Origin of the sequence: uncultured Algibacter sp., assembly GCF_947487575.1 — a bacterium.
Lineage (GTDB): Bacteria > Bacteroidota > Bacteroidia > Flavobacteriales > Flavobacteriaceae > Algibacter_B.
In genome coordinates, this window is the sequence record NZ_CANKXG010000001.1 from 371747 (window position 1) to 384753 (window position 13007).

General features: G+C 32.5%; 11 protein-coding genes. 9 read left to right on the forward strand and 2 right to left on the reverse strand.

Annotated features, from left to right (window positions below; genetic code table 11):
* The first annotated feature begins 43 nt into the window (after nt 1–43).
* From Q0870_RS01625 to Q0870_RS01650, 6 genes are all read left to right on the forward strand, one after another.
* Nucleotides 44–904, forward strand: coding sequence for an MBL fold metallo-hydrolase (locus Q0870_RS01625; protein ID WP_298550440.1), 861 nt, complete (start codon nt 44–46; stop codon nt 902–904).
* Between the two features lie 30 nt (nt 905–934).
* Complete coding sequence (locus tag Q0870_RS01630) at nt 935–2542, forward strand: S8 family peptidase (protein ID WP_298550442.1); 1608 nt, start codon at nt 935–937, stop codon at nt 2540–2542.
* 70 nt (nt 2543–2612) lie between these two features.
* Nucleotides 2613–4463, forward strand: a complete 1851-nt coding sequence (locus tag Q0870_RS01635) for a M1 family metallopeptidase (RefSeq protein ID WP_298550444.1) — start codon at nt 2613–2615, stop codon at nt 4461–4463.
* Between the two features lie 229 nt (nt 4464–4692).
* Nucleotides 4693–5184, forward strand: coding sequence for a CIA30 family protein (locus Q0870_RS01640; protein ID WP_298550446.1), 492 nt, complete (start codon nt 4693–4695; stop codon nt 5182–5184).
* Nucleotides 5185–5203: 19 nt separating this feature from the next.
* Nucleotides 5204–5377 carry a Lacal_2735 family protein gene (locus Q0870_RS01645; RefSeq protein WP_298550448.1) on the forward strand — a complete coding sequence of 58 codons (174 nt, stop codon included), beginning with the start codon at nt 5204–5206 and terminating at the stop codon, nt 5375–5377.
* Nucleotides 5378–5413: 36 nt separating this feature from the next.
* A complete protein-coding gene (locus tag Q0870_RS01650) occupies nt 5414–6835 on the forward strand; it encodes an SDR family oxidoreductase (protein WP_298550451.1) in 1422 nt (473 codons plus the stop codon).
* A 32-nt stretch (nt 6836–6867) separates the two neighbouring features.
* On the opposite strand, the gene Q0870_RS01655 is transcribed toward Q0870_RS01650, so the two are convergent.
* Both Q0870_RS01655 and Q0870_RS01660 read right to left on the reverse strand, forming a co-directional pair.
* On the reverse strand, nt 6868–8058 hold the full coding sequence (locus Q0870_RS01655) for a succinylglutamate desuccinylase/aspartoacylase family protein (protein WP_298550453.1): 1191 nt from the start codon (nt 8056–8058) through the stop codon (nt 6868–6870).
* Nucleotides 8055–9938 carry a CBS domain-containing protein gene (locus Q0870_RS01660; protein WP_298550455.1) on the reverse strand — a complete coding sequence of 628 codons (1884 nt, stop codon included), beginning with the start codon at nt 9936–9938 and terminating at the stop codon, nt 8055–8057. Before Q0870_RS01660 ends, Q0870_RS01655 begins: the two co-directional genes overlap by 4 nt.
* Before the next feature lie 110 nt (nt 9939–10048).
* Here Q0870_RS01660 and rnpA point away from each other — a divergent pair, with 110 nt between their 5' ends.
* The 3 genes from rnpA to Q0870_RS01675 are packed head-to-tail and all read left to right on the forward strand — an operon-like array spanning nt 10049 to nt 12936.
* Nucleotides 10049–10426 (forward strand): ribonuclease P protein component, encoded by a 378-nt coding sequence (rnpA, locus tag Q0870_RS01665; protein WP_298550457.1) that lies wholly within the window; start codon nt 10049–10051, stop codon nt 10424–10426.
* A gap of 12 nt (nt 10427–10438) precedes the next feature.
* The gene (locus Q0870_RS01670; RefSeq protein WP_298550459.1) at nt 10439–11248 is read left to right on the forward strand and encodes a DUF4349 domain-containing protein; all 810 of its coding nucleotides are present in this window, start codon (nt 10439–10441) and stop codon (nt 11246–11248) included.
* Nucleotides 11249–11301: 53 nt separating this feature from the next.
* Nucleotides 11302–12936 (forward strand): S41 family peptidase, encoded by a 1635-nt coding sequence (locus tag Q0870_RS01675; protein WP_298550461.1) that lies wholly within the window; start codon nt 11302–11304, stop codon nt 12934–12936.
* Nucleotides 12937–13007: the final 71 nt, after the last annotated feature.

Genomic DNA, 13007 nt, shown 5'->3' on the forward strand with positions numbered 1-13007 from the left:
CATTTTCAAGGATTTGACATAGATTTCTTAATTTTACAATCCTATGAACTTATACCCCGTAAATGCTGGTAATATAAAACTTGATGGTGGCGCTATGTTTGGTGTTGTACCCAAGACGTTATGGAATAGAACCAACCCTGCTGATGCGAATAACATGATTGATATCGCAACACGTTGTTTACTTATTGAAGACGGCAAACGTTTGATATTAATTGATAATGGTATGGGCAGCAAACAATCTGACAAATTTTATGGGTATTACCACCCTTGGGGTGATTTTAGTTTAGATACATCGCTTAAAACATACGGGTTTCATCACGATGATATTACAGATGTGTTTATGACGCATTTACATTTTGATCATTGTGGAGGCAGTATTCAGTGGAATAAAGATAAAACGGGTTATGAACCTGCTTTTAAAAATGCTCACTTTTGGAGTAATAAAGACCATTGGGAATGGGCAACCAAACCCAATAGACGAGAACGCGCTTCATTCCTAAAAGAAAATATTATGCCCATGGAAGAAAGCGGGCAATTAAAGTTTACTTCACTTCCAAAAGATAATTTACTAAATAATTTTGAGTTAGGTTTCGATATTTTCTATGCTAATGGACATACTGATAAACAAATGATTCCGCTTATTAATTACAAAGGAAAAACCATTGCTTTTATGGCAGATTTATTGCCTACTGCAGGACATTTGCCATTGCCTTATGTTATGGGTTATGACACTAGGCCATTATTAACACTGGATGAAAAAGAAAAGTTTTTAAACTTGGCGGCAGAACAAAATTTCTATTTATTTTTAGAACATGATGCCCATAACGAAATTATAACCGTTCAAAAAACAGAAAAAGGTGTTCGATTGAAAGATGTTTACACCACTCAAGACATATTCAATTAAAATTTAGAAATGACTAATTCAAATAATAAAATGAGAACAATTAAAACAATAGCAACATCTGCTTTTTTTGCAATTTTACTTTCTGGATGTGGAGGTACTGCGCCTGTATTATCAACGCCTGTTGAAAATATTGATACATCCCCTTTAAAGGTTTCTGAACTTACTGAAGCAGAAAAACAGAATTGGGGACATCTGGATTTGGTAAAAGATACCATTCCCGGAATGAGTGTTGATAAAGCTTACGCTGAAATTATTAAAAAAAGAAAAGGACAAAAAGTAATTGTAGCCGTTATTGATTCTGGAATTGATATAGACCATGAAGATTTAAACGATGTTATTTGGACAAACAAAGATGAAATTCCAAACAACGGAAAGGATGATGATAAAAATGGTTATGTTGACGATGTTCATGGTTGGAATTTTTTAGGAGAAGGGTATAACGAACAATTAGAATTTGTTAGAATTTTAGCCAGTGGAAATACAAACAATCCAGATTATGCAAGAGCCAAAGCTGAATATGATACAGAATATCAAAAATGGATGGGCAGAAAAACACAGTATGAGCAAATTTACCAGCAAATTAAAACTACAGATGACACCTTAATAAAGCACTTTGGTAAAAAAGATTACACTAAAAAAGAAGTAGCAGCTATTAAAACTGAAGACCAAGCATTAGCACAAGCGCAACAAATTGCAAATTATATGTTTAGTAATGGCATGGACTCTATGGCTGATGCCTTAGAAGAAATAGCAGATAGTTTAGAAAGTATAAATGATCGTCTAAATTACAACCTAAACAAAGATTTAAAGGGTCGTGTTACTGGAGATAATTCAGATGATATGTCTACTAAATTTTACGGTAATGGTAATGTAAAGCCAGTTAAAAAAACCGAAAGTCATGGTACACACGTTGCAGGAATTATTGCCGCAGAGCGTAATAACGGTAAAGGTGCTAATGGGGTTGCAAACAATGTTGAAATTATGAGTGTTAGAGCTGTACCAAATGGAGATGAATATGATAAAGATGTGGCTTTAGCCATTCGTTATGCGGTTGATAACGGTGCAAAAGTTATAAACGGAAGTTTCGGTAAAAGCTTCTCTACACATAGTGATTGGGTAAGGGATGCTATTGCTTACGCAGGAAAAAAAGATGTTATTTTTGTACATGCCGCAGGAAATGATAGTAAAGATGTTGACACAAAGCCTAATTTTCCTGATGATAATATAAACGGTCAAGAAGTTTCAGATACTTATATTAGAGTTGGTGCTTTGGCTCCAAAATATGGATCTAGTATGGTCGCTGGTTTTTCTAACTACGGCAAAAAAAATGTAGACGTTTTTGCACCAGGAGCAAGCGTATATTCAACAACTCCAGAGAGCGAATATGATACAAAAGGAGGAACATCTATGGCTGCTCCAGGTGTTGCGGGTATTGCGGCATTAATTCGTTCTTACTATCCAAAATTAAAAGCTGCTCAGGTAAAACAAATTATTATGGATTCTGGTTTAGCTATTAAAACTAAAGTAATTGTTGGAGGAAACTCTGAAGATGTAAGACCTTTTGCAGATTTAAGTAAATCAGCAAAAATAGTAAACGCATACAACGCCTTAATTATGGCTGCCAGCATGTCTAAATAACATTTATAAATATCAAGGTTGTTTTCGTGTGCTTTTGTTCACAAAACAACCTTTTTTAATTCTAGTTTCTATGAGTCGTTTTTTTATTTCAATATTAAGTATTTCATTGTTGATGTCGTGCACTAGCCAGAAAGCCTCTGTTGTTTCTGTCCCACAAACACCCACAACACCAACAGCCCTAGCCATGCCTTCATCTAGTTATTGGCAACAACATGTTGATTATAAAATGGAAATTGATATGGATGTAAACACATATCAATATAAGGGAAAACAAAAATTGGTGTATACCAATAATTCACCCGATGCATTGAATAAGGTGTTTTATCATTTGTACTTTAATGCTTTTCAACCGGGAAGCGAAATGGATGTACGATCAAGAACTATTGCAGACCCAGACGGAAGAGTTAAAGACAGAATTAGTAAATTAAACCCTAGCGAAATTGGGTATATAAAAGTTAACTCACTAACACAAAACGGTGTTTCTATAAAGTACACAACTGTTGGTACGGTTCTAGAAGTTGAGTTAGCAAAAGCCATTCTACCAGGTGAAAGCGTAACTTTTGATATGGTTTTTGATGGACAAGTCCCTGTTCAAATTCGTCGTTCTGGAAGAAACAATAAAGAAGGGGTTGCATTATCAATGGCACAGTGGTACCCTAAATTGGCAGAATATGATTTTGAAGGTTGGCATGCCGACCCATATATTGGACGCGAATTTCATGGTGTTTGGGGTGATTTTGATGTAAAACTTACTATTGATAAAAACTATTTAGTTGGTGGCACGGGTTATCTACAAAACCCAAATGAAATTGGGCATGGTTATGAAACGGGGACAATAAAGCGACCTAATTCAGATAAATTAACATGGCATTTTATTGCGCCTAAAGTTCATGATTTTACTTGGGCGGCAGACCCAGAGTATAATCACGACACAAAACAAGTCCCTAACGGTCCGCTTTTACACTTCTTATACAAAAGCACAATGCCACAAGAAAAGTTAGAAAACTGGAAAAACCTGCAACCAAAAGCGGTTGAGTTAATGCAGTTTTTTAATAATCAAGTTGGACAGTATCCTTATAAGCAATATTCAGTAATTCAAGGTGGTGATGGCGGTATGGAATACGGTATGTGTACGCTGATTCTGGGAGAAGGTTCTTTTGATGGTTTATTTGGTGTTACGGCTCATGAAATGGGGCATTCTTGGTTTCAGTTTATTTTAGCGAGTAACGAAGCTAGACACTCATGGATGGACGAAGGTTTTACAGAATATATTGGCACACTAGCAGAAAGTCATATTTTTAATAAAGATTTTGAAGATCTTTCAAAACGGGTATATGGTGTTTATTCCTATTTAGCAAAATCTGGAAAAGAACAGCCACAAACCACACATTCCGACAGGTATAACTTTAATCAATCGTATTCTATTTCAGCTTACTATAAAGGGTATGTGTTTTTAAAGCAACTTGCTTATGTTATTGGTCAAGAAAATCAAGAAAAAACTATAAAACAATACTTTAAAGATTTTTCCTTTAAGCACCCAAGACCTGTTGATTTTATTCGAACCGCAGAAAAAGTATCTGGCTTAGAATTAGACTGGTATTTAATGGATTGGACGCAAACAACAAACACCATAGATTACGGCGTAAAAAGTATTGAAGGAAAATCGGCGACTATAGAGCGTATTGGTTTAATGCCGATGCCTATAGATGTTGCAGTAACTTATGAAGATGATACTACTGAGAATTTTTACATTCCGTTGCAAATGATGCGTGGAGAAAAACCAACCACCGCAACTATAATAAAAGACTGGGCTTGGGCATACCCAACATATACTTTTGAAACCTCAAAAAACATTAAATCTGTTGAAATTGACCCAAAAGGATTAATGGCAGATATAGAAAAAGAGAATAATAAAAAGTAATAAAACTTAAAAAAATATGAGCCACTTTGTTTAATTCAAAGTGGCTTTTTTGTTTGGAGGCAAATAAACTTAGCTTAACAATCAATAAAATTCTTATCAGTTTATCAAAAATAGTGCTTAGCAAATCATTGCACTAAAATAATTTTGTTTAACTTTATAAAATAATTTTTAAACAAAACGAAGTTTAATAGTGAAATGTTTTATCGGTATACTAATTTTATTGCAAGGAATGCATTCTAAAATAATCTTTGATTTTAATAAAGAAACAAACATTCAAAATTGGAATGTTGTTGATGACGTGGTAATGGGTGGAAAATCATCTAGTCAATTTAAACTCAGCTCTAATGGATACGGAGTTTTTATGGGACATGTTTCTTTGGCTAATAATGGTGGGTTTTCATCTGTTAGATATCAATTTGATAAAATTGAAGTTACAACATACACTAAAATAAGAATTAAACTTAAAGGTGATGGTAAAAATTATCAATTTAGAGTAAAGGATAATTCAAGAAATTATTATTCTTATATCACAACGTTTTCAACTTCTTGTGACTGGCAATATGTTGAAATAGATTTAAAGGATATGTATCCTTCATTTAGAGGAAAAAGACTTAATGCTCCAAATTTTTCACATGATTTCATTGAGCAAATTGTGTTATTAGTAGGTAATAAAAAAGATGAATACTTTAAACTTATAATTGATACAATAGAATTAATATAAATAAAAATTAAATAATACGATGTTAAATATATTCAAGAAAAAATCGAAAGCTGAAAAGTTAAATGCTCAGTACAAAAAATTATTAGAGGAGTCTTACAAACTTTCTACAACCAACAGAAGGCTAAGTGATACTAAAGCAGCAGAAGCTAATGACGTTTTAAAACAAATAGATTTACTTAAAAATGATGCATAATCATGGATTTTTATCAAATTTAAAGTTTTACTAAAAATGAAAATTCTTCTAACAGATGCAACGGGTTACATAGGCAAGAGGTTGCTTCCTGTTTTAGTAGAGCATGGTCATGAAGTGATTTGCTGTGTCAGAGATAAAAGTCGTTTCAATCCTCCATCATCTTTAAAATCAAAAATTGATGTTATTCAAATTGATTTATTAAACAAAGACTCTTTAAGCAAAATTCCAAAAAATATTAATGCTGCCTATTATTTGGTTCATTCTATGTCTGCTTCTTCTAACTATAAATCACTTGAGCAACAGTCTGCAATAAATTTTAAGAATGCCCTAAATAAAACTACCGTAGAGCATGTAGTATATTTAAGCGGTATTACTAACGAAACTGAATTATCAGAACATCTTACATCCCGAAAAATAGTAGAACATGAACTTGGTACTGGAAATTATAATTTAACAACATTAAGAGCTGGAATTATTATTGGTTCTGGAAGTGCTTCTTTTGAAATTATAAGAGATCTTGTTGAAAAACTTCCTGTTATGGTGACCCCAAAATGGTTGAACACAAAATGCCAACCTATTGGAATATCTGATGTCATCAAATACTTGTCAAAAGTCCTTTTGAATAAACCAACCTATAATAAGAATTATGATATTGGTGGTCCAGATATTCTTACTTATAAAGCAATGCTTTTAGAATTTGCAAAGGTTAGAAACTTAAAGCGAAAAATTTATACAGTACCCATTATGACTCCTAGGCTTTCATCATATTGGTTGTATTTTGTAACCTCCACATCCTACAAACTTGCTGTAGCCCTAGTGAATAGTATGAAAATTGAAGTTATTTGTAGACCAAACAATCTAAACAACATATTAAATATTACACCAATAAACTATAATAAAGCACTAACAAATGCATTTGCTAAAATAGAAAATAACCAAATCGTTTCTAGTTGGAAAGACGCATATGCAAGTAGTGGAATTGATAGTCATATATCCGATTTTATTCAGGTTCCAACTTTTGGATGCTTTATCGATCAGCGAAAATTAAAATTTAAATCAAGAACCGATTGTATTGATAAAATTTGGAAAATTGGTGGACAAACCGGATGGTATTATGGAAATATACTTTGGAAAATAAGAGGGTTTATGGATAAGCTATTTGGAGGTGTTGGTCTTCGGCGTGGACGTACAAACCCTAATACTTTGCATGTTGGTGATGCTTTAGATTTTTGGCGCGTATTATATGCAAATAAAGAAGAAGGCCGATTACTTTTATTCGCTGAAATGAAATTACCCGGAGAAGCATGGCTAGAATTCAAGGTAGTCTCTGAAACTTTAATTCAAACCGCAACCTTTAGACCTTTAGGATTAATGGGAAGGTTGTATTGGTATGCTGTTCTTCCATTTCATGGATTTATTTTTAATGGAATGATTAAAAAAATAACGAAAGCAAAATAACATGTTAAACGAACCTTCCAAAGACTCTAATCTCAATACCAAGGTTCTCTTTTATAAATTTTAGTTTTTGCTACACGTTCTCTATTATTCAACATTAAATGTGTGTTAGTTATTTGTCTGTTTCTATAACCTAATAAATGAAATAACGGTTTGGCTAAAAATTTAGCTATAGTTAAGTTTACTTGTAAGCTACCTTCCGTTTTATTTACCCAAGAAACACCTGGTAACCATGCCAACAAAGTATCCGTTTTTAAACGCCTTAATACGGCTGATATTTTTAATAAAATTGGTTTTATAGGCTTTATAATAAAAAAACCTTCAGCACCTCTTTTTTGATATAATGGCATAAATATACTGCCAGTAAATGGTGCTGAGATTTCAACAGCATTACTAATAGCCAATTTTGTTCCTTTTTTTATACGTTCAAAACTTTTAAACCCATTAAGCATTTTAAAGTGTTCCTTTTTTTCAATCTTATAAAGATATATGACTTCAAAAACAGCATTTTTGTTTTTGGCATGCTGTTTTAGTTGTTCATGATATTTTGAAAAATTGATAACCGCCTCTTCTTTTAAAACTCCTGAATATACTAGAGTTAAATACACAAAAGCAATACTATTTGTAATGGCCGAAAAATCGTCATGTTGCCCAGACTCAAAACCTAGAGACACATAACCCATTTGGTTTATATAACTCAATAATGGTCCGTTTAAATATTCTTCAATCCCAAGTACTATAGGCACTGGAAATTGTTCTGAAAATTTCCGGTTAATTAAAGCATCATTAATAGTAATAAATGGCAATGTTTTACTTGAAGTGGTATGTAAGTCTATAAAGTAAAACGGTGATGTATTAGTCTCTAAAATGTCATTTAAAAGATTGAACAATTCAACAAGTTCTAATTCATCTTCATTTAAAACCGTTTTATTTCTTATTTTTTGAATTTGTTGTTTAGTCCACAGTCTATTCAAGTCGTTTTCAATATAACGCTTATTTTCTTTTAAAGCTTTTAGATTGCCCGAAATACCATAAATAGTTCCTTTTACATAAGTATTATTAATGCCAGCTAAAGCATCTTTTAAAGCAAATACACCCGAAGTTTCATTACCATGAATCCCACCGAAAAAAACCACAGTAGGCCCTGGTTTGATGCCTTCAATCTTGCCTAATATTCTATCTACTTTTAGGCTACTATCTAGTGCTTTGCTATAAACTTCTATCATACATTAAAATCACTTTTTGTGACTAAACCCATTAATTTACTGCCTTTTACTACAGGTAAACTACCTATAGCATGTGTTTCCATTAATTCTTTAGCAGTTTCAATTGGTGTATATTGATCAACGGTTACAATATCTGTCTTCATTAATTTTCCAACATTATTCTCTTTTCCTTCGGGTTCATCTAAATAGGATTCTACATCCGACCAACAAATTAACCCCACTAATTCGCGTTCATGGTTTACTACTGGCATGTGATGAATTCCTTTCCACTTCATAATGTGTAATACCAAATCGATACTATCTTCTTTATCAACCGAAAAAATATCTCTACTCATAAGGTGCTTTACTACATATTTTGCCCTAAAACCCGTTTTACCAGTATGATGCAACATGCCCCAAGTCGAAACTGGATAACCTTTTTCTTGTTTTTCATATAAGTTTGCGGTTAATAGTTGCATAGCCTCATAACGTTTATGCGATTTCAACAAATTTCTATAGCTTCTAACCATCCACTCTGAACCGTTGTCTCCTCTAATTCTATCCTCTATAATCTTTAAGTAATATTCTGCATCTTTTGGGCTTACCCCTACATGATACAATCCTTTATATGCCATTGGAAGTAATTCATCTAAAAGAAGTTTATGACTTGATATATATTTACCATCCCAATAAAACTGTGTGGCCATACCATATCGAGCCGCATTGAAAAAATTAATTTTTACATCCTTAAAATCCCATTTATTATGAATGTTTTTCAACGCCTTAGGTTTACCCATCATAACTCCAACCCAAAACATCATATTAGCAATTTCATCAGCGGTTGTTGGTCCAGAAGGAATATATCTGTTTTCAATTCTTAAACTGGCCTTGTTATCCATAACACCATAACACACTCTATTCCATGGGTACACGGTTCCATTGTGCAACTGTAAAGCTCTAAGTTTTGGTATTTCGTTATTTTTAATCATATCCACACTATTGCGCGTAAAATCTGTGGTTATAAAACTTCTAAACCTAGAAATGTTGTTTTTAAAAATATCTGTAATCGTTCCTCTTTCCCAATCGTTACCAAAGCTAACTCTAGACTGCTTTTCGTTTAGTAAATAAGAGTTTGCTCTAGTATCAATACTTTGTGTAAATAGTGCAATTCTGGTTTCGCTCCACAATTCTTTTCCAAATAATATTGGAGAATTAGTGCACACGCTTAAAACTGGGCCTGCAATGGCTTGCGCCCAATTGTAATTGTCTACAAAGTCTTTTGGGCTAAGTTGTAAATGCATCTGAAAACTAGTATTACACCCTTCTAGCATTACAGAGTCGTGCAATAAATTAAGTTCGTCCACACCCTTAATATGAATATCAAAACTTTTTCGTCGAGTTTGTTTAATAGCGTCATTTAAAACAAAATAACGTTCAACATTAGTCATGTTTTCTTCACCCACATTGTTAACAGATAATGAAGGTAAAATGCCTGTAAGAATGATTTTTATATCTTTTTTTGCAGCTATCTTTTTCGCCTTATTTAAACAATCTTCCAATTGCTTGTGAAGATTTGAAAAGCAATCGCCTTTAAGCTTTAAGGGGTCTAAATTTAATTCTAAATTATAATTACCAATTTCAGTTGTAAAATGGTCGTCATTAATATCATCTAACAGCTCTAACGACTTGCTTTCTGGTAAAAACTGATTATTTACTAAACAAAATTCTTGTTCTGCGCCTATTCGCAGCGGCGCTTCTTCAATCATGTTATTTTCAATCATGATATCCAAGGCCTCAATATCATTTAATAAGTGATGAATATAATTAGCCCGGTCTTTTTTTGTATTGAGTTTAGTTACTTTTAAATCTCCCATAACCATATAATTTAGATTGGTTTTCAATGAATTAAATTACTCAACTCGAGGTATTTTAAAAATGATTTTTATCATATAAAATCTTATTTTGTTTGGTGTTAATTGTTATTGCTACTTTTGTAAGCATAATTTTGTTTATGTCTGCAACTTATCCCAAAAAAGAAAAGCTAAAAAGCAAAAAACTCATTGACCAATTGTTTACCGAAGGACAATCTGTTTCTGCTTTTCCGTTGCGGCTGGTATATTTATCTACACCATTTGAAGATAATGTTATTGCAAAAACAGGTGTTTCAGTAAGCAAAAAAAACTTTAAAACAGCTGTAGATAGAAACCATATAAAACGTTTGTTAAGAGAAGTTTATCGCTTAAATAAAGCTGAGTTTTTTAACAATTTAACAACACAACATGCGTTTATGATTTTGTACATTGGCAAAGAAAAACCCACATTTGCCCAAGTTGAAACCAAAATGAAAGCTCTGTTTGGAAAGTTTTCAGCCAAAGTTTCAAAACCTTAAACAATACTGCTTATGAAATTACTGTCTTATTTTTTGATTCTGATGTTTCCCTTAATGTGTTCATCTCCAAAGGATGAAAATTATGATTCTAGCATCTATCAAGATTCAGAAATAGTTTATGAAGAAACATCCTCATTAAACGGTTTAATTTCGGTGCCTGCTGAAGCTTCTCCACAAAAAATTATTAAAACCTCTTATTTAAAATTTGAAACACAGGATTTAGATAAAACCTACCTTCAAATTAAAAAAGCAATTCAAAAGAATAAAGGCTTTATTCAAGATGATAATTCCAACAAGTCCTATAACACTTTAACGCGGCATATAATTGTTAGAATTCCTACTAATAACTTCCAAAACACTTTAGATGCGGTAAGTAAAAATGTAGATTATTTTGACACTAAGCGTATTTCAGCAAAAGATGTAACAGAAGAATTTATTGATTTAGAAACGCGATTAAAAGCAAAACTAACTTTAGAAAAGCGCTATTTAGAATTACTTTCTAAAGCCAAAAACGTTAAGGAAATGCTTGAAATAGAGCGCGAGCTTTCTAATATAAGAGAAGAAATAGAAGCAAAACAAGGACGTTTAAAATACCTTCAAGATAAAGTATCATTAAGCACGTTAGATATTGAGTTTTATAAATTAACCTCTGAAGCGCCAGTTGCAAAATCGTATGGTACAAAAATGTGGAATGCTGTAAAGTCTGGTTTCAACGGAATTTCAATATTTTTCTTAGGTCTATTACACATCTGGCCTTTTATAATAATCCTTATTGTTGCTGGTTATTTTATTAAAAGATGGATTAAAAAAAGTAAAAAATAACACTTCTTTATTGTCGTTTCGTTTGACTTTAGGGGAGTTTTAAAACATATCGCATGAAAAAAATATTAAAAAAGAAAATCATAATTCCAATATTAGTTTGTGTTGTTTTCTTTTCAACAACCGCATTTAAAAATGATTTTTTTGAAATTGCTAAACAAATAGAAATTTTCACCACATTGTTTAAAGAGTTAAACATGAATTATGTGGACGAAACCAATCCTGGAGACTTAATGGATACCGCTATTAAAAGTATGTTAGCAGATTTAGACCCGTATACCAATTTTATGAACGAGCAGGATGTTGAAGCTGCTAGAATTAATAATACTGGTGACTATACAGGTATTGGAGCAAGAATAAAAACTCTAAAAGACAAATTAGTTATAGTTGAGCCTTACAAAGATTATCCAGCAGACAAAGCGGGTTTAAAAGCGGGCGATGAAATTATAAAAGTAGGCTCTGTTTTGGTTGAAAATTATGATGACCATGCAGGCGATTTATTAAGAGGTGTCTCAGGATCTTCTATTGAGGTAACATACAAACGTCAAGAAAAAACACAAACTGCTACTATAAAACGTGCTGAAGTTGAAATTAAAGCAGTGCCTCATTTTTCATTGATAGATGATAAAACGGGTTACATTGCACTAAGTCGGTTTAGCAAAAAAGCGTATGCAGAAACCAATTACGCATTGCGTGATTTAAAAACCCAAGGCGCAGAACGTATTATTTTAGATTTGCGCGGAAACCCAGGAGGATTAGTTAATGAAGCTATTAAAATTGTAAACCTTTTTGTTCCTAAAGATCAATTGGTCGTTACCACAAAATCAAAAGTTAAAAAATATAACCGTACGTATATCACCAAAAGCGACCCTATTGATGCTGAAATTCCGTTAGTAATTCTGTTGGATGGCAGTAGTGCATCAGCAAGTGAGATTGTTTCTGGCGCACTTCAAGATTTAGATCGAGCCGTTATTGTCGGTTCTAGAAGTTTTGGTAAGGGTTTGGTGCAGCGCCCTAAATTATTAACTTATGGGACACAGGTTAAAATAACAATTTCAAGATATTATACCCCATCTGGCAGGTGTATTCAGTCTTTAGATTATTGGAATAGAAATGAAAAAGGAGAAGCTGTTAAAGTAAAAGAAGAAAATTATAACGTTTTTAAAACCAAAAATGGACGCCAAGTATTTGATGGCGGTGGTGTTTTTCCAGATGTACAAGTTGGGTATAATAAAATATCCCCTATCACAACCGCTATTGTAAATAATGATTTAATTTTTGACTATGCCACCAATTATTATTACAATCACACTTTTGATGATATAAACACATTAAAACTTACTGATAAAGACTTTTCAGAATTTAAAAACTATCTAAAAACAAACAATTTTTCTTTTGAAACGGATACTGAAAAAGCACTTAAAAAAGCTTTTGAAACAGCGAAAAAAGAAGAATTAAACGATAATATTGAAAGTGATTTTAATACCCTAATTTCTAATTTAAACACCTCTAAAACCAGTGTTATAGATAAAAATAAAGACTATTTATTGGAATTATTAACTAAAGATATCGTTAAGCGTTATGTATATAGAGAGGGCTTATATGAGTATTTAGAATTACACGACGCCGAAATTAAAAAGGCAACAGATATACTTAGCAACCCATCAACCTATCTGGGTTATTTAAAATAAGTATGCCTTTTTTATACTATTAACGTTTTTCATAAACCGCATACTGCATTGGCTTCTGGCATGATTTTAGA